This window comes from Blastomonas fulva, from assembly GCF_003431825.1.
GTDB classification, from domain to species: domain Bacteria; phylum Pseudomonadota; class Alphaproteobacteria; order Sphingomonadales; family Sphingomonadaceae; genus Blastomonas; species Blastomonas fulva.
In genome coordinates, this window is record NZ_CP020083.1 from 673,658 (window position 1) to 690,315 (window position 16,658).

Annotated in this window: 14 protein-coding genes and 2 tRNA genes; 4 read left to right on the top strand and 12 right to left on the bottom strand. The window is 64.6% G+C overall.

Annotated elements, in window-relative coordinates:
- Window positions 1-14: 14 nt before the first annotated feature.
- Window positions 15-767: a ferredoxin--NADP reductase gene (locus B5J99_RS03225; protein WP_117351450.1), complete on the bottom strand. Its 753-nt coding sequence runs from the start codon at window positions 765-767 to the stop codon at window positions 15-17.
- A gap of 159 nt (window positions 768-926) precedes the next feature.
- Window positions 927-1,003, bottom strand: a tRNA-Arg gene (locus tag B5J99_RS03230).
- An 83-nt stretch (window positions 1,004-1,086) separates the two neighbouring features.
- Between B5J99_RS03230 and B5J99_RS03235 the strand changes: the two genes are divergently transcribed.
- Window positions 1,087-1,839 carry a queuosine precursor transporter gene (locus B5J99_RS03235; RefSeq protein ID WP_231683749.1) on the top strand — a complete coding sequence of 251 codons (753 nt, stop codon included), beginning with the start codon at window positions 1,087-1,089 and terminating at the stop codon, window positions 1,837-1,839.
- Between the two features lie 22 nt (window positions 1,840-1,861).
- On the opposite strand, the gene B5J99_RS03240 is transcribed toward B5J99_RS03235, so the two are convergent.
- Complete coding sequence (locus tag B5J99_RS03240) at window positions 1,862-2,050, bottom strand: PspC domain-containing protein (protein WP_054133892.1); 189 nt, start codon at window positions 2,048-2,050, stop codon at window positions 1,862-1,864.
- Window positions 2,051-2,094: 44 nt separating this feature from the next.
- Window positions 2,095-2,223: a hypothetical protein gene (locus B5J99_RS19960; protein ID WP_255352534.1), complete on the bottom strand. Its 129-nt coding sequence runs from the start codon at window positions 2,221-2,223 to the stop codon at window positions 2,095-2,097.
- A gap of 255 nt (window positions 2,224-2,478) precedes the next feature.
- Between B5J99_RS19960 and recF the strand changes: the two genes are divergently transcribed.
- Complete coding sequence (recF, locus tag B5J99_RS03245; protein WP_069050812.1) at window positions 2,479-3,576, top strand: DNA replication/repair protein RecF; 1,098 nt, start codon at window positions 2,479-2,481, stop codon at window positions 3,574-3,576.
- Between the two features lie 594 nt (window positions 3,577-4,170).
- On the opposite strand, the gene B5J99_RS03250 is transcribed toward recF, so the two are convergent.
- Window positions 4,171-4,380, bottom strand: coding sequence for a hypothetical protein (locus tag B5J99_RS03250; RefSeq protein ID WP_082382143.1), 210 nt, complete (start codon window positions 4,378-4,380; stop codon window positions 4,171-4,173).
- A 181-nt stretch (window positions 4,381-4,561) separates the two neighbouring features.
- On the opposite strand from B5J99_RS03250, the gene B5J99_RS03255 reads away from it, so the two are divergent.
- A complete protein-coding gene (locus B5J99_RS03255; RefSeq protein WP_117351451.1) occupies window positions 4,562-4,768 on the top strand; it encodes a hypothetical protein in 207 nt (68 codons plus the stop codon).
- Window positions 4,769-4,884: 116 nt separating this feature from the next.
- Here B5J99_RS03255 and B5J99_RS03260 read toward each other — a convergent pair whose 3' ends face one another.
- The 7 genes from B5J99_RS03260 to B5J99_RS03290 form a co-directional block, all read right to left on the bottom strand.
- Window positions 4,885-7,197: an ATP-dependent helicase gene (locus B5J99_RS03260; protein ID WP_054133889.1), complete on the bottom strand. Its 2,313-nt coding sequence runs from the start codon at window positions 7,195-7,197 to the stop codon at window positions 4,885-4,887.
- A 278-nt stretch (window positions 7,198-7,475) separates the two neighbouring features.
- Window positions 7,476-8,717: a DUF2254 domain-containing protein gene (locus tag B5J99_RS03265; protein ID WP_117351452.1), complete on the bottom strand. Its 1,242-nt coding sequence runs from the start codon at window positions 8,715-8,717 to the stop codon at window positions 7,476-7,478.
- 39 nt (window positions 8,718-8,756) lie between these two features.
- Entirely contained in the window at window positions 8,757-11,483 is a 2,727-nt protein-coding gene (locus B5J99_RS03270) for a valine--tRNA ligase (protein ID WP_117351453.1), read from the bottom strand.
- Window positions 11,484-11,507: 24 nt separating this feature from the next.
- Complete coding sequence (locus tag B5J99_RS03275) at window positions 11,508-13,568, bottom strand: alpha/beta hydrolase family protein (RefSeq protein WP_117351454.1); 2,061 nt, start codon at window positions 13,566-13,568, stop codon at window positions 11,508-11,510.
- Between the two features lie 61 nt (window positions 13,569-13,629).
- A complete protein-coding gene (locus B5J99_RS03280; protein WP_117351455.1) occupies window positions 13,630-14,061 on the bottom strand; it encodes a DUF2497 domain-containing protein in 432 nt (143 codons plus the stop codon).
- A 39-nt stretch (window positions 14,062-14,100) separates the two neighbouring features.
- On the bottom strand, window positions 14,101-15,555 hold the full coding sequence (locus tag B5J99_RS03285; protein WP_162892434.1) for a TolC family outer membrane protein: 1,455 nt from the start codon (window positions 15,553-15,555) through the stop codon (window positions 14,101-14,103).
- Window positions 15,556-15,607: 52 nt separating this feature from the next.
- Window positions 15,608-16,279, bottom strand: a complete 672-nt coding sequence (locus B5J99_RS03290; RefSeq protein WP_245991728.1) for a protein-L-isoaspartate O-methyltransferase family protein — start codon at window positions 16,277-16,279, stop codon at window positions 15,608-15,610.
- 270 nt (window positions 16,280-16,549) lie between these two features.
- Between B5J99_RS03290 and B5J99_RS03295 the strand changes: the two genes are divergently transcribed.
- Window positions 16,550-16,623, top strand: a tRNA-Cys gene (locus B5J99_RS03295).
- Window positions 16,624-16,658 lie beyond the last annotated feature (35 nt).

The window sequence follows — 16,658 nt, forward strand, 5'->3', positions numbered from 1 at the left end:
GTCAGTGGCTGGTGTTAGCCGACGAACGCGCGCTCGAGCACATAGGTGCCGGGGTGCGAATGCGCTCCCTCGATAAAGCCCATGCTTTCGAGCAGCGCGCCGGTTTCCTTGATCATCGCCATGCTGCCGCACAGCATGACACGGTCGGTCTCGGGGTTCAGCGGATAATCACCCGTCTCGATCCTGGTGGTGATCCGGCGGCTTTCTCCGGTCCAGGTCGGGCACTTGGTCACAGCGCTGTCATAGATCAGCCGCGTCACAGCCTCTTCGCCAACCAGCGGGTCGTGCTCCATCCGCCCTTCCAGCTCCCGGCGATAGGCCAGATCCTGGATCTCGCGCACGGTGTGCTGAACCGTGATCTGCTCGAACCGCTCGTAGACCTCGGGATCGCGGATGATCGACATCCACGGCGCAAGACCGGTTCCGGTGCCGATCAGGTGTAGCCGCTTGCCGGGGAGCAGCGCATCGAGCGTCAGCGTTCCGGTGGGCTTGGCGCCCAGCAGGATCTCGTCGCCGGGCTTGATCTTGTAGAGGTGGCTGGTCAGCGGACCATCGGGCACGATGATGCTCAGGAATTCGAGCGTCTCGTCCCACACCGGCGAGACGATCGAATAAGCGCGCAGCAGCGGCTTGCCGTTGATCATCAGCCCCAGCATCACGAACTGCCCGCTCACGAAGCGGAACGACGGGGGTCGCGCCACGGTGAAGGAGAACAGCCCGGTATTCCACTGGCGCGTCGTCAGAACCTCGACATTCGTAAAAGCCATTTTCGTCCAATCAATCAATCTGATCTGCCCGTTAGCAGCAATGGCCGCCAAGGGAGAGGAAGCATAATTTTGCACCGCCCAACGCCAGCTTGCGGCGCGACGGCATCCAACCCGGGGCTGGTTCTTGGCCAGAAGGAGGATCCTACCGGCTGGCGAAACTGGCGCGCCCTACAGGAATCGAACCTGTGGCCTCAAGATTAGAAGTCTCGCGCTCTATCCAGCTGAGCTAAGGGCGCGCGCCTTTTGACATCGCATTGGATGTCGGGGGCGCAATAGCGGGCTTTGCATGGGGCTGTAAACCGCGATATGGCAGGGAGCCATGCATCCTGACAGCACCAGCCCTGCCGCTTCAGCCCTGCCTACCGGCAGCGGCTTCGACCCCGCCACGCACCGGTTCCGCTATTATGACTTCGTGATGGCGGCGTTCGTTACGGTGCTGCTGCTGTCGAACGTCATCGGCGCGGCCAAACCAACCTTCATCACGCTGGGCGGCGAACAATGGGTCTATGGCGCAGGGATCCTGTTCTTCCCGCTGGGCTATGTGATCGGCGACGTGCTGACCGAGATCTATGGTTATGCCCGCGCGCGCCGCGTGATCTGGGCAGGCTTTGGCGCGTTGCTGTTCATGGCCTTCATGAGCTGGGTTGTCGTGAGCCTGCCGCCGGCGGATGGCTGGGATGGCCAGGCGGCGTATGAATCGGTGTTCGGACAGGTCCCGCGCATCGTGCTCGCCTCGATCGTCGCCTTCTGGGCGGGCGAATTCGTCAACAGCTATGTCATGGCGCGGATGAAGGTGTGGACTGCGGGGAAGATGCTGTGGACCCGCACCATCGGATCGACGGTGGTGGGCCAGGGCGTCGACAGCCTGATCTTCTATCCGCTCGCCTTTTACGGGGAATGGGAAACATCGCAGGTGGTCACCGTGATGATCACCAACTGGCTGCTCAAGGTCAGCTGGGAAGCGGCGCTGACCCCGGTGACCTATGTGGTCGTCGGCTGGCTGAAACGGCGCGAAGGCGTGGAGGTTTTCGATACCGCCACCGATTTCACGCCGTTCAGCACCCGCGTGTGATCCTGCATAGGCTGAGGTCCTTTTACCGGTCGGAAGCGATCAGCCCGATCACCAGATAGATCAGCACCGGAGCGCCGACGCCGAACAGGGCGGCCAGCACGAAGGCGATGCGGATGATGTTGGCATCCCAGTCGAAATAATTGGCGATGCCCGAGCACACGCCCATCAGCTTGCCGTTGGACTTGTCGAGATGGAACGAGCGGTTCTTCATGATGGCTTTCCCTTAAGAGCGGAATGAGTGGAGGCGGTGGCCGATCAGACGATCATCGCCGACACGGTGCCAATTTCTGCCGGACCTACGCTCAGGCCGATGAAAAGTGCCGAGGTGGCAAAAGCGCAGATGGCGGCGAGCAGGTTGCTGTTGAGGTTCGAGAGCGAAAACATGGAGTGGTTCCTTTCTGATGAGTGGGTCCCTCTGGGCTGTCCGTCGGGAGATGCCAGAAGCTTTGCACGGGCCGTGCCAAACTGAAAAACCATTGAAATTCAGTTCCTTATACGCGGCGTGACAATTCTTGCCGCAGGCTGAATGCGAAGGTTTGGGAATATTCACGAAAATTTGGCAAGCGGCCTTGCGGATCAGCATGCGGGCATGCGATTTTGCGCGCGATAGCCCGGACAAGCCGCTATAGCCTTGCCCACATGGCGCTCTCCAACCTGTCCCTCAGCCAGTTTCGCAACCACGAGGCCAGCCGCATCGCGGCGGGCGCGCGGTTCAACGTGATCTGGGGCGACAATGGCGCCGGTAAGACCAACATCCTCGAAGCCATATCGCTGCTCGCCCCCGGTCGCGGAATGCGCCGCGCCAGTATCGACCAGATGGCGCGGCAGCAGGGGCCGGGAGGCTTTGCCATCTCGGCCGACCTTGCAGGCGAAGAGGTCAGGATCGGCACCGGGACCAACGCGGATGCCCCCTCGCGGCGGCTGGTGCGGGTGAACGGTGCGGCGGCGGCGGCGACAAGCCTTGCCGACTGGCTGGCAGTTGTGTGGCTGACCCCGGCGATGGACCGGTTGTTCCTGGAAGGCGCAGGCGGCAGGCGGCGGTTTCTCGACCGGCTGGTGCTGGCCCTGCACCCCGCGCACGCCCGCCACGCCGCGCGCTACGAGGCTGCCATGCGCGAGCGCAACCGGCTGCTGGGCGAAACCCGTGCGATCGATCCGGGCTGGATCGATGCGCTCGAAGCGCGGATGGCCGAGCATGGCGGCGCGATGGCCGAGGCGCGCGCCGATACGCTTCAAGCGCTCGAGGTGCAGATCGATGCGCTCGCCGATGGCCCGTTCGCGCAACCGACGCTGGCGCTGGAACGCAAAGGCCCTGTGGAAGCCGGCGCGCTTGCTGCTGCACTGCGATCGGGCCGCGCGCGCGACCGTGCCGCTGGACGCGCTCTGGCCGGGCCGCACCGGGACGACCTGATCGTCACCATGCGGCAGAAGGCCCAGCCAGCGGCTTTGTGCTCCACCGGCGAACAGAAGGCGATGCTGATCGCAATCATCCTCGCGCATGCCGATCTGGTCGCCGAGCGCCGCGGCAGCCGCCTGATCCTGCTGCTCGACGAAATCGCCGCGCATTTGGACCCCGCACGCAGAGCGGCGCTGTACGAGCAGCTTGCCGACCGATCGGGCCAGGTGTGGATGACCGGCACCGATGCCGCGCTGTTCGAAGCCGTGCCGCTGGCAGGCCGCGCCGACTGGAGCGTCAGCGGCGGGGTGGTGAGTGGTGTTGGAGCGGGAGGGTCCTAAGTCGTACCTCAAAACGCCCCCGCCTTATCGATCGCGCCTTACCACCCCCGCTCAGCCTGAGCCTGTCGAAGGCCCCGCACCCAGCGCCCGCGACTCCCTCGAACATCATTCCGGCGAACGCCCGAACCCAGAACGAAAGCACCTCCATCCGACGCCTGGGACTCCGGCTTTCGCCGGAGAACGGCAATTCGATCTGGCCAAAGACATCGCTGGGCCTTCGACAGGCTCAGGCTCAGCGAAAGGTGTTCAATTGCATGAGATCACTTCCTAGGCTTTGCAGCCTCTGCATTACCCGCTAATCTTGGAGAATGATCAAATACTGGCGACCATCGCTTGGCGTGTTGGCTATAGTGTTAGGATTATCGCTCCGTGACCATGCTCATTCGCTGGAAGCGCAGAAATGGGTATTAAACAACATTCGCAGGGCGGCAAATCCAGATGGCCCGCCTGCTTGCGCTTTCGACTGCACATACCGGCTGACAGGCGATGCACAGGTGCTTGGTTGGGTCTCGGTGGGCCTAATCGTGGCAGGAGTGCTCATGCTGATGTGGTCTTCCGGCAGACAAAAATCGACCGATTGAGCATCTTACCCCGTCAGTGAATCGTCCCGATGCTCTGGTCAATCGTCATGATCACCAGCAGCCGTTCGATCTGGCGCCAGTGGCAGAAGTGGATGTGGTTGCCGCGCGCGCGGGCGGCTTCGGCGCGGTCCGAGGCTTCGAGGCCGGCGGTCTCGCCGAAGCGCGAGAGCAGCATGCAGGCGTCGTCATAGGCTTCGCGGGTTCCGATATAAGGCAGGTTCATAACCGCTTGTGTGTCCCCATTCATTGCCGCCTCCCCTGCTGGCTGCGGTTCGAACAGCGATAACGCCTGGGCGTGCAAGAAGGCTCAACCGGGTTGGTAAATGGCTCGTTAGCATTTCGAGCGACCGCCTGGCGCCACTTCGCGTTGGCAAATCGCGGCCAGCCGTGGCAAGGGCTGGACCATGCAGAACGATACTCGCAAAACCGCTGTCCGCGGTGAAGACCGCCCCCCCGTTCGCGGCGGCGGCGTTTTCATGGCCTTGGGCACACTCGCCGGCACAATCATCGGCGGACTGATGGGCCAGCCCTCGATCGGCTTTCTGGCCGGCCTGGGCGGCGGCTTCGCGCTGCACGGCGCGCTGTGGTACATGGACAGCCGCAAACGCTGAAGGCTGCCTCGCGCTGCCCCCCTTCGTCATTCCCGCGCACGCGGGAATCCCGCTTTTCAGGACATTCGCGCAAAAGCGGCACCCCCGCCTTCGCGGGGGTGACGATCAAAAAGTGATCAAGCGAGGCTGATAAAGCTGTCGATCACCCGCTTGCGACCCGAAGTCTCGAAATCGATCTCCAGCTTGTTGCCCTCCTTCTCCGCCACCAGCCCGTAACCGAATTTCTGGTGGAAGACGCGAGTGCCGATATCGACATCGCTGCGCCCGGCATTGCCCAGGCTGATCGCGCTGGTACGGGCTTCGGCGACACGCTGCGGCGTCGCGTTGAACCCGCCGGGGACCTGCGCCGCACGCTGCCAGCCGGGCCCGCGCCGCGCCGCGCGTTCGGGGTCGCGCGCCAGGTGCGCGAACGGATCGTCGCGCTCTGACAGCCCTGCCCGCCACAGGGACGCCCCGCCGGTCATCGAGCTTTCTTCCTCGATATGCTCTGCCGGCAATTCGCCGATGAAGCGCGAGGGGATCGAACTGGTCCACTGGCCATAGATCCGCCGGTTGGCGGCGTGCATGATCGTGCAGGTGCTGCGCGCGCGCGTAATCGCGACATAAGCCAGGCGGCGTTCTTCCTCGAGGCTGGCAAGCCCGCCCTCGTCGAGCGAGCGCTGCGAGGGGAACACCCCCTCCTCCCAGCCGGCGAGGAAGACGTGCTCGAATTCGAGCCCCTTGGCGCCGTGGATGGTCATCATCGTGACCTTGGCCTCGTCGGCCGATGCCTCGTTGTCCATCACCAAGCTGACATGCTCGAGGAAATCGCCGAGGCTCTCATACTCTTCCATCGCGCGGGCAAGTTCGGAGAGGTTCTCGAGCCGCCCCGATGCCTCGACCGACTTTTCGGCCTGCAGCACCTGGGTATAGCCCGATTCGTCCATGATCTGCCGGACGAGGTCCGCAGGGTTCATCGTGGTGAGCATCTCGCGCCAGCGCGCGATGCCACGCATCAGCCCCGCCAGCGCCGTGCGGGCACGCGCGGGCAGTTCGTCGCTGTCGAGGATCTGGAATGCGGCAGCGCTGAGCGGCAGCCCGGTGGCGCGCGCGACGCGGTGCACCTTCTCGACCGCCTTGTCGCCCAGGCCGCGCTTGGGCGTGTTGACGATCCGCTCGAACGCCAGATCGTCCGCAGGCTGGTTGACGACGCGCAGGTAAGCCAGCGCATCGCGGATTTCGGCTCGCTCATAGAAGCGGAAGCCCCCGACGATGCGGTAGGGCATCCCGATGGCGATGAACCGGTCCTCGAACTCGCGGGTCTGGAACGAGGCGCGCACCAGGATCGCGGTCTTGTCGAGGCTGGTGCCCTCGCGCGTGATCCGTTCGAGCTCCTCGCCGGTCCGCCGTGCCTCTTCGGGCCCGTCCCAGACGCCCAGCACGCGGACCTTCTGCCCGGCGTCGACCTCGGTCCACAAAGTCTTGCCGAGCCGGTCGCTGTTCGACGCGATCAGGCCGGATGCGGCGCCCAGAATGTGCGGGGTGGAGCGGTAATTCTGCTCGAGCCGGATGATCCGCGCGCCGGGAAAATCCTTCTCGAACCGCAGGATGTTCGCGACCTCCGCGCCGCGCCACGAATAGATCGACTGGTCGTCATCGCCGACGCAGCAGATATTCTTGCGCGCCTGTGCGAGCAGCCGGAGCCACAGATACTGGCTGGAATTGGTGTCCTGATATTCGTCGACCAGGATGTACTTGAACCGCTGCTGATACTGCTCGAGCACCGCGCGGTCGGTCTTGAGCAATGTCAGCATGTGCAGCAGCAAATCGCCGAAATCGCAGGCATTGAGCGCCTTCAGCCGGTCCTGATAGGCGGTGTACAGCTCCTGCCCCCGCCCGTTGGCGTAAAGCTCGCTTTCGGCGGCGTCGAGCTCGTGCGGATTGAGCCCCTTGTTCTTCCAGCGGTCGATGCACCCGGCGAGTTGCCGCGCGGGCCAGCGTTTGTCGTCGATATCGGCGGCCTGGATCAACTGCTTGAGCAGCCGCAACTGGTCGTCGGTGTCTATGATCGTGAAGTTGCTCTGCAGCCCGACCAGCTCGGCATGGCGGCGCAGCATCTTGGCGCCGATCGAGTGGAAGGTGCCCAGCCACGGCATGCCTTCGACCGCATCGCCGATGATCCGCCCGACGCGCTCGCGCATCTCGCGCGCAGCCTTGTTGGTAAAGGTGACGGCGAGAATTTCGGACGGCCATGCACGCCGGGTCGCGATCAGATGCGCCAGCCGCGCGGTCAGCGCCGCGGTCTTGCCCGTGCCCGCGCCTGCCAGCACCAGCACCGGCCCTTCGGACGACAAAACGGCTTCGCGCTGCGGCGTGTTGAGCCCCTGCAGATAAGCGGGGTCACTGGCCGAGGGCGGCGGGAATTCGGATGCGGGGGCGAGACTGTTCACCACGAACGTTTAGGGAACGAGGGCCGCGGGGGCAAGGGGGCAGGTGGTGGTTGCGATGGATGGCGGCGGATCGTGACACCCAAAATCCTCCCCCAGCTTGCTGGGGGAGGGGGACCGCCCGCACAGCGGGCGGTGGAGGGGCAGCGGGTGCGTGCGAGCGATGGACCGCTTTGCCATCTCGCCTCCCCTCCACCACTGACCTGCGGTCAGTGGTCCCCCTCCCCGAGACAAGCTCGGGGAGGATTTTCAACGGGCTGCCTCAACGACACCACAGCCAATCAATCGAGGACGAACCGCTCCAGAATCTCGACATCCGCAGGCAGCGCCAGCCCGATCTTCGCGCGCGCGAACGCCTCGTGCGACATCGCGCGGGCAGCCGCACCGAACAGCACCGGATCATGCGCGGCGAGCGACGCCAGCGCCTTTTGCAGCCGGATCTGCACCTCAAGCTGGCCAGCGCCATCGCGCGCGATCCAGCGGAATGCGTCGACCACCAAATCCTCGACGCTGACCCGTGGCACGTGCAGCCGCGGGCAGGTGACGCGCGCGGGCCTTTCCCTGGCCGCGCTGCTCCACCCTGCGAGCACGCGCAGCGAGGTGCCCAGCACGTCGATCGCGGTCCCTGGATCGTTTACCCCGGGAGACAGCGCCTTCGACGCGGTTTCAGACAGCACGACCAGGCAATAGCGCGGATCGGCCTCGAAAGTGCGATCGCCGCCGATGACGAAAGCCCGATGCACCGACCGCGCCGTCTCCTCGTCCAGTGCCTTCGATGTCTTGAGCAGCACGGTCGTCGAATCGACATAGGTGCCGGGGCGAACGGCGAGATGGAAATCGACATCCTGCTCGGCGCTGATCGTCGCGAACAGGTCATCGTCGATCGCCTGGACAAACCCGAACCGGTCGGCGCGCAGCGGCACGCCATGCTCGGGAAGCGCGATCATCTCCACCCCGCCCAGCAAGGGCCGCCTGGCGAGTTCTGCAAACGCCTTGTCGGCGGCACCTTCGAGCAGATCGACGACCTCGGAGACATCGCCCAGATTGCTCAGCCGCCCGATCCAGCGGATCAGCGCATAGATCACCGACAGGATGACCAGACAGGTGGTCATGAACAGGATGACCCGTGCAGGTGCGCCAAAATAGCTGGTCGAAAGTCCCACGGTGCCGACGATCGCGAAGATGAACCCGCCGATGAACACCGAGATCGCGTTCTGCGCGGTGCGGTCCTGCATCAGCAGCGGCCGCGCGCGCGGCGTGGCGGCGGAGGCTGCTGCCTGCAGCGATGAGACCATGATGCCGAGCGAGAAGATCGCCACCGCGAGCAGCGTGTTGGCCAGCACGCCGAGCAGATCATCGACGCCATCGAGCCCGATCAGCTTGTTGAACTCGTCGGGCAACAGCACCGCCGCCGCCGGAGCCAACAGCAGCACCGCCACTGCCAGCACCGCATAGGCTGCGGGTGTGAACCACAGGGAGCGGACCACCCGCCGAGCGAGCAGCCGCGCATAGGACAGGCTCATCGCGGCAACTCCCCGCCCCGCGGGCGCAGCGGTTGGCGCTTATCCAAGCCGCGCGAGCGCCGCTGCCAGCCGCTCGGCCTCGGCGGATTTCTCGGCATGGTCGGCGCGGGCCTTTTCGACCGCTTCGGGCTTGGCCTTCTCGACAAACGCCGGGTTGGACAGGCGACCATCGAGCGATTTGGCTTCCTTCGAGACTGCCTCCAGCGCCTTGGTCAGGCGCGTCTTTTCTGCGGCGATGTCGATGATGCCGTCGAGCGGCAGCACGAAGGTCGCCTCGTTGACGACGATCTGGATCGTCGCGCCTTCGGGAGCGGCATCGTCCAGCGGAGCGAAATCGATCCGGGCCAGCCTTTGGGCCCCCGTCCAGAAGCCGTTGATCCAGCCCTTCGTTTGATCATTCGCACCCTGGACAAAGGCATTGAGACGCGCACCCGGCGAAATGCCCAGCTCATTCTTGGCCGAGCGAATTTCACGGACCAACGCGATGCGCCACTCGGTCTCCGCCTTCGCCTCGACATCGACGCTGGCTTCCGGCTGCGGCCACTCCGCCACGATCAGATCGCCCGCCCGCTCGCCCAGCGCATGCCACAATTCTTCGGTGATGAACGGCATGAACGGGTGCAGCATCACCAGGATCTGGTCGAGCACCCAACCTGCAACGCGCCGCGTTTCTGTGGCCTCGCCCGTGTCGCCCTCGGCGGACAACACCGGCTTGATCAGCTCGAGATACCAGTCGCAGAACTGATCCCAGACGAAGTGATAGATCGCGTTGGCCGCCGCATCGAAGCGCAGGTCGGCGAGCGCCTTGTCGAGCGCCGCGACGGTGTCCACGACTTCGCCGATGATCCAGCGGTTGACCGCGAGCGTCGCCTGTGGAGCCGCGACCGATGCACTCGCACCGATGCCGTTCGACTGGCAGAAGCGCGCGGCGTTCCAAAGCTTGGTGGCGAAGTTGCGATAGCCCTCGACGCGGCGCTCATCCATCTTGATGTCGCGGCCCTGGCTTTCCATTGCCGCCATGAAGAAGCGCACCGCATCGGCGCCATATTGGTCGATCAGGCCCAAAGGATCGACGGTGTTGCCCTTGGACTTGGACATCTTCGCGCCATCCGCCGCGCGGACGAGGCCGTGCAGATACAGCTGCTTCCAAGGCGCTGCGCCCATGAAATGCGTCCCCATCATCGCCATCCGCGCATCCCAGAAGAACAGGATGTCGAAGCCGGAGATGAGCAGGTCGTTGGGATAGTGCTTGGCGAGCAGACCTGTCTGTTCCGGCCAACCCAGAGTCGCAAACGGCCAGAGCGCGGAGGAGAACCAGGTGTCGAGGACGTCGGAATCGCGGTCGAGCGTGACGCCTTCGCCTGCCAGCGCGCGCGCTTCCTCTTCGGTCTCGGCGACATAGCATTTGCCGTCCGAGCCATACCACGCCGGGATCCGGTGCCCCCACCAGAGCTGGCGCGAGACGCACCAGGGCTGGATATTGTCCATCCAGTGGAAGAACGTCTTTTCCCAGCTCTTGGGGACGATCTCGATCACGCCGGTCTTCACCGCCTCGATCGCGGGCTGGGCCAGCGTCTTGGCGTCGACATACCATTGGTCGGTGAGCCAGGGTTCGATGGCCACGCCGCCGCGGTCGCCATAAGGCGTCTGGATCGTGCGCGGCTCGGCGTCGTGCTCGGTGACTTCGCCATCCTTGGCGGTCACGGTGTGCGGGACCAGACGGCCCAGCGCCTTCATCTGCTCGACCACAAGTTTGCGCGCATCGAAGCGATCCACGCCGACGAATTCTGCCGGGATCAGGGCATCGGCGGTCTGCACCACCTTCGCCTCGGCATCGAACATGTTGAGCATGTCCGCCGCTGCAATCCCTGCGCGTCGCCCGACCTCGAAGTCGTTGAAATCATGTCCCGGCGTGATCTTCACCGCGCCCGAACCCAGCTCGGGATCGGCATGGTCATCGGCGACGATCGGCACGCGCCGTCCGGTGATCGGCAGCTCGACGAACTTGCCGATGACGCTGGCATAACGCGGGTCTTCGCCGTTCACCGCGACCGCCATATCGGCGAGCATCGTCTCGGGCCGCGTCGTCGCGACCACGATATGGTCGCGGCCATCGTCAAGGGTAACGCCATCGGCCAGGGGATAACGGAAGTGCCAGAAGCTCCCCTGCATTTCGCGCGTCTCGACCTCAAGATCGCTGATCGCGGTCTTGAGCTTGGGGTCCCAGTTGACCAGCCGCTTGTCGCGGTAGATCAGCCCCTGGTTGTACAGGTCGACGAACACCTTGAGCACCGCCTTGCTGAAATGCGGGTCCATGGTGAACTGCTCGCGCGACCAGTCCATCGAACAGCCCAGGCGGCGCAGCTGGCGGGTGATCTGGCCGCCGCTCTCTTCCTTCCACTCCCAGACCTTTTTGACGAAGTCCTCGCGGCTGTAGTTGGTGCGCTTGTCCTGCGCCGCTTCCAACTGGCGCTCGACCACCATCTGCGTCGCGATGCCCGCGTGGTCGGTGCCGACCACCCAGAGCGCGTCCTTGCCGCGCAGTCGCTCGTAGCGGATCATGATGTCCTGCAGCGTGTTGTCGAGCGCATGGCCGATGTGCAGGCTACCGGTGACGTTCGGCGGCGGGTTGACGATCGTGTACGGCGCAGCATCGGGCCGCTCGGGACGAAACGCGTTCGTCTCCTCCCAATGCGGATACCATTTCGCCTCGATCGCGGATGGATCGAATGTCTTGGGCAGCTCTTGCTTGTCGGTGCTCGTCATCCCGCCGCTTTAACGCAGGATGCGTTATTTTCCAGACGTTTTGAGATGCCGCTCCAGCCAGTCGAACACGTTGCGATGCCATTGGACGCTGTTCTGCGCTTTCAGCACCCAATGGTTCTCGTCCGGGAAGATCAGCAGCTTCGATTCGATCCCTTGCCGCTGCAGCGCGGTGAACGCGGCGAGCGATTGCGAATAAGGAATGCGGAAGTCCTTTTCTCCGTGGATCACCAGCGTCGGCGTCTTCCAGTTGGTCACATGATTGACCGGGTTCCACTTCTCGGCATCCTGGCGCTGCCACCACGGGCCGCCATGGTCCCATTCGTCGAACCACAGTTCCTCGGTCTCGAACGCCATGGCGCGCAGATCGAAGACGCCGGCGTGCGTCACCAAGCATTTGAAGCCGTCGGGCCACTGGCCTGCGATCCAGTTCATCATGTAACCGCCATAGCTGCCGCCGAGTGCGCAGGCGTTGCTGGTGTCGAGCCCGGCATCGATGCCGGGCAGCGCCGCCATGCCGAGCTTGAGGTCCTCGAGCGGCTTGCCGCCCCAGTCCTTGTTGATGCTGTCGGTGAACGCCTGGCCATATCCGGTCGAGCCGTGGAAATCGATGGTGACCGCAGCATAGCCCTGCGAGGCCATCACCGCCGGGTTCCAGCGATACGACCAGCTGTTGTTGAAGCTGCCCTGCGGTCCGCCATGCACCAGCAGAGCGACCGGCAGCTTGCCCTTGGCACCCTGCGGCTTGACGATCTGGCCGTGGACGAGATCGCCGTTCGCGCCCTTGAAGCTGAACTTTTCGTACTGCACCGGATCGAGCCCTGCGAGCTTGTCGGCATTGACGTTGGTCAGGCGGCGGGTCTGGCCGTTCTTCTCCATCAGCACCAGATCGTCGGGCGCGGCGATCGAGTTGACAGTATAAAGCATGGCGCCACCGGCGAGCGGCACGACATTGGCAACATTGCCGCGCTCGGTCAGCTGGGTCACCTTGCCGGTCGGCACATCGATGCGGAACACCGGGTGCTCGAGTGTGTCCTGCGCGGTGACCAGCAGGCTCTTCGAATCCATGCCCCACGCGATCGAGCCTGCGGAGCGGTCCCAGCCCTCGGTGAGCTTGGTGACCTTGCCGGTCTTCATGTCGCGCAGATGCACGACCATCCGGTCGGACTCATAGCCGGGGCGCGCCATCGCCGCCCAGGCCAGCCATTTGCCATCGGGCGAGGCCGCAGGCAGCGAATCGGTCGCCTGGTTGGCTTGCGTCAGGTTCACCGCCGCTGCGCCTTCGGCCAGCGGCTGCCAGACGATGTCGAGATTGGTCGAACGCGGCTCGTCGCCATCGGATTTGCGGACGGTGAAGGCGATCGCGCTGCTGTCCGCGGCCCAGGCGATCTCCTCGCCCCCGCCGAACGGCTTGCTCGGCGCATCGCCCTCGATCGAGCCGCTGATACTGCGTCCAGGTCCCGTGGCTTTGCCGTCGCTGCCCAGCGCATAGGCATAGATGCGGCTGTAGGTGCCCGGTTCGCGCCAGCTATCCCAGTGGCGCACGAACAGCCGGTCGTACTCGCGGCCGCTGCCTGCCAGCTTGGCCTTGCTGTCTGCGCAGCCTTCGAGCGAGCAGCCCTGCTTCACATCGGCCCAGACCGCGAGCCGCGCGCCGTCGGGCGACAGGCTGAACCCGCTGATGTCGGTGGCAGAGCTGGTGACCTGCATCGGCTCGCCGGTGGGCAGCGCCACGCGCCAGACTTGGGCAGTGCCGGATCGGTTGGAAAGGAAATAGAGGTGCTGGCCATCGCGCGCGAACACCGGCGCGCTTTCGTTGTGCCCCGGAGAATCGGCGATTGCGATCGCCTGCGCATTGCGGTTGGCGATATCGAGCAGATACAGCCCGGTGCTGCGCTTGTTGGCGGCCAGATCGGTGGTGGTCAGCTGATAGGCGACCCATTTGCCATCGGGCGAGGCGGCGGGCGCACCCAGCCGGTTGAATGTGGCCAGATCGCTTTCGGTCATCGGTCGCGCGGTGGCGGGGGTGGCAAGCAGCAACGGCGACAGGGCGCTGGCCAGCAGCGCGGCAATGACGGTGTTTTTCATGGTTTCAGCTGATACCAGCAAGCGCCGCGCGGCGCAAAGCCCCTTGGGGGCGAAGAGCTGCTCAGCCCTTGCGACCGGTGATCCGGCCGATCTCCTTGGCGACCAGCGCCTCGACCATGTCGGGCAGGTTGCGGTCAAGCCATTCGGCGAGCATCGGGCGCAGCATCTCGCGCACCATGCCCTCGAGCGAGGTCTCGCCCGAACGCACGATCTGCGGGCTGACACCCGGTTCGGTTAACGTCGCCAGCACCGCCAGCGATTCGCGCATCGATTGTTCGCCCGCGCGGCCGACCAGCGGAGGCTCGTCATCCAGCGGATCGCTGGGCTCGACGCTTTCGGTCAGTTCGAGAACGTCTTCTGCCAGCTTTTCCTGCCGGGCAGGCGCGGGCCGCGAAGGCGCGGGACGGCGCGGTTTGCGGCCATCCTCGGCAATCACCTTCTTGATCGAGGCGAGAATCTCTTCAAGGCTTGGCTCGCCGATATCGCGCGTCATTGTTCAAGCCCCTGATTCGAGAACGCCCCTGTGCCCGGCCTATTGGTTGGGCGGTCCCACCACTGCGGCATTTTGCGCGGGGCTGTCAACGGTGCGTGTCGATTGCGCCACCGGGTTCTTGTCCGAATCCCAGTCGTTGATCTTGTCGCGGACACGCTCGTAATTGATGTCGGGATCGTACAGCACGCCGCCATCCAGCCCCAGATCGCGCGCTTCGGCCCGGCCCATCGCGGCGAGCAGGGTAAAGCCCGCGACATAGGCGTTGCGCCGCGCGGTGACGAGCTGGACCTGCGCATTGAGCAGTTCGCGCTCGGCATCCAGAATGTCGAGAATGGTACGGTTGCCGACGCTGTTCTCGGCGCGCACGCCTTCGAGCGCCAGCGTGTTCGATTCGACCGCCTTTTGCGACGAGACGATCACCTGCATCGAGGCATTGAAGCTGGCATAGGCCGCGCGGACCTGCGCGATGATGCCGCGCTCGACCGCGATTTCCTGCTCCATCGCCTGGCCCGACACCGCCTGCGCACGCCGGATCTGCGCGCCAGGGCGTCCGCCCTGATAGACCGGGACAGTCAACTGCACGCCGGCGGCAGCACTCGACTGCTGCTGCACGAAATTACCCTGGATGAGCGTGCTGCCCAGAGTGCCGAGAAAGTTCTGATAGTTGCCCTGCGAGAACAGGCTGACCTGCGGCATCCGCGTGCCGCGCGCGGCCTTGACGTCGAAATTGGCGGCCTCGACGCGCTCGCGCGCCGCTTCCAGATCGGGGTTATTGTCGAGCGCGGTGAACACTGCTGCCTCAGGCGCCTCGGGCAGGTTGGGCAGCGGCGGCGGAGGTTCGAGCTGGCCCGGCGCGGTCCCGACCAGCTGGATATAGGTTTCCTTGCTGCGGATCAGATTGGCTTCGGCGGTCTGCAGATCGCTGCGGGCGATCGCCAGCCGCGCTTCGGACTGGGCGACATCGGTGCGGGTCAGGTCGCCGATCTCGAACCGGTCGGACGAGGCCTGAAGGTTGACATCGAGCACCGACACGTTCTGCCGCTGCAGCCCCACGATCGCCTCGTCGCGGATGACATCCATATAGGCCGCGACGACATTGCTGAACACCGTTGCTTCGGTGCCGCGCAGATCGGCCTGCCCGGCGCCGACGCGAACCTTGGCGGCGTTGATCGCGTTGCGCGCGCTGCCGCCAGAATAGATCGGCACGTTAAGGCTGATGGTACCGTTGACCGACCGATCCGGCGCGGTGAACGCGTTGGCCGGGTTGAGGAAGTTTTCCGAATACTGCGCCTGGACCTGAGAATTGGGGCGGCCATCGGCCAGCGCGATCGGCACGCCTTCATCGGTCGCGCGCTGCTGGGCGCGCGCCGCGTTGAGCGTGGGATTGGTCTGATAGGCCGCGACCAGCGCATCGCGCAGCGTTTCCGCGTGCAGCGGCGCTGCGCCCAGAACGAATACCGCACCACAACCGGCCAGCCAATGCGAAGTCTTCATCAATCCGGTTCTCATATCTTCCCCCGCCCTGTTGCCGGGCGATGGTCATGCGTCAGAAGCTATAGCTTTTTGGCCGGGCAAAGGCCGCAAGCGGGGCAATATCGGTATCGGCAAAGGGAATGAGGGCAAAGGCACCTGCCTGGCGCCGGCCCAAGGCCAGCCGCGAGACACCTGCTTCATCCACACCTGCGAGCAGACGACCCCCTTCGGCCAATTGGGCCACCAGCAAATCGGGCACCTGTTGGACCGCGCCGTCAATGATGATCAGGTCATAGGGTGCGTCGGCTGCATGTCCTTGTGTCAGATCCGATTCGAAGACGGAGACATTGGCCATGCCGCCCAGCGCGGCGCTGGCATGTTCGACCAAGGCACGATTGTCTTCGACGGCGACCACCCTGGCGACGATGCCAGCCAGAAGCGCGGCGAGATAACCGGTGCCTGCTCCGATCAGCAGCACCTTTTCGTTCCCCGAAAGTTCGGCGCGGGTAAGCAGCAGGCCGCTCGACAGCGCCGGGTTGAGCACGCGGCCCCCCGACAGCGGCACGGCACGATCGATATAGGCAAGATGCTGCTGGGCAGCGGGAACGAAATCCTCGCGGCGGGTCACCGCCATCGCGGCGATGACGACGGGGTCGCTGACATCGCTGGGACGCAGCTGGCTTTCGATCATGTGCCTGCGGGCAGCGGCAAAATCTGGCGGAGCAAGAGTGTGTGTGTCGGTCATGTCCAAGCGCCCTAGAATATGCGACCAGCGATGCAAGCCCAAACGGTCCGAACGGTGCCGCTTTGATAGCCTTCCGGTTGCAAAATGCAATCGATATCGCTGCATCGCTGGTTATGGCACGGCTGTATTATTATGGCAATACAGCATTTGCGCCAACGCGAGAGCTTTGCGCACTGCCGCTTCCCCCTGCCCGTTTCGAGCGGCATGCCATGCGCTTGCGGCTTGACTTTCGCTGCAAAGCGGCACAATGCCGCGTCCTTCCACACCGGTGGCCCGATGGCGGAGTGGTTACGCAGAGGACTGCAAATCCTTGCACGCCGGTTCGATTCCGGCTCGGGCCTCCAACTCCCCCCGCATGATTGTCCCGTCCACCCCGACC

What these genes read in the sequence shown, in the direction of transcription:
- B5J99_RS03225 (WP_117351450.1), bottom strand. Translation starts at nt 767, where the DNA reads ATGGCTTTTACGAATGTCGAGGTTCTGACGACGCGCCAGTGGAATACC.
- B5J99_RS03235 (WP_231683749.1), top strand. Translation starts at nt 1,087, where the DNA reads ATGCATCCTGACAGCACCAGCCCTGCCGCTTCAGCCCTGCCTACCGGC.
- B5J99_RS03240 (WP_054133892.1), bottom strand. Translation starts at nt 2,050, where the DNA reads ATGAAGAACCGCTCGTTCCATCTCGACAAGTCCAACGGCAAGCTGATG.
- B5J99_RS19960 (WP_255352534.1), bottom strand. Translation starts at nt 2,223, where the DNA reads ATGTTTTCGCTCTCGAACCTCAACAGCAACCTGCTCGCCGCCATCTGC.
- recF (WP_069050812.1), top strand. Translation starts at nt 2,479, where the DNA reads ATGGCGCTCTCCAACCTGTCCCTCAGCCAGTTTCGCAACCACGAGGCC.
- B5J99_RS03250 (WP_082382143.1), bottom strand. Translation starts at nt 4,380, where the DNA reads ATGAACCTGCCTTATATCGGAACCCGCGAAGCCTATGACGACGCCTGC.
- B5J99_RS03255 (WP_117351451.1), top strand. Translation starts at nt 4,562, where the DNA reads ATGCAGAACGATACTCGCAAAACCGCTGTCCGCGGTGAAGACCGCCCC.
- B5J99_RS03265 (WP_117351452.1), bottom strand. Translation starts at nt 8,717, where the DNA reads ATGAGCCTGTCCTATGCGCGGCTGCTCGCTCGGCGGGTGGTCCGCTCC.
- B5J99_RS03270 (WP_117351453.1), bottom strand. Translation starts at nt 11,483, where the DNA reads ATGACGAGCACCGACAAGCAAGAGCTGCCCAAGACATTCGATCCATCC.
- B5J99_RS03275 (WP_117351454.1), bottom strand. Translation starts at nt 13,568, where the DNA reads ATGAAAAACACCGTCATTGCCGCGCTGCTGGCCAGCGCCCTGTCGCCG.
- B5J99_RS03280 (WP_117351455.1), bottom strand. Translation starts at nt 14,061, where the DNA reads ATGACGCGCGATATCGGCGAGCCAAGCCTTGAAGAGATTCTCGCCTCG.
- B5J99_RS03285 (WP_162892434.1), bottom strand. Translation starts at nt 15,555, where the DNA reads ATGAAGACTTCGCATTGGCTGGCCGGTTGTGGTGCGGTATTCGTTCTG.
- B5J99_RS03290 (WP_245991728.1), bottom strand. Translation starts at nt 16,279, where the DNA reads ATGACCGACACACACACTCTTGCTCCGCCAGATTTTGCCGCTGCCCGC.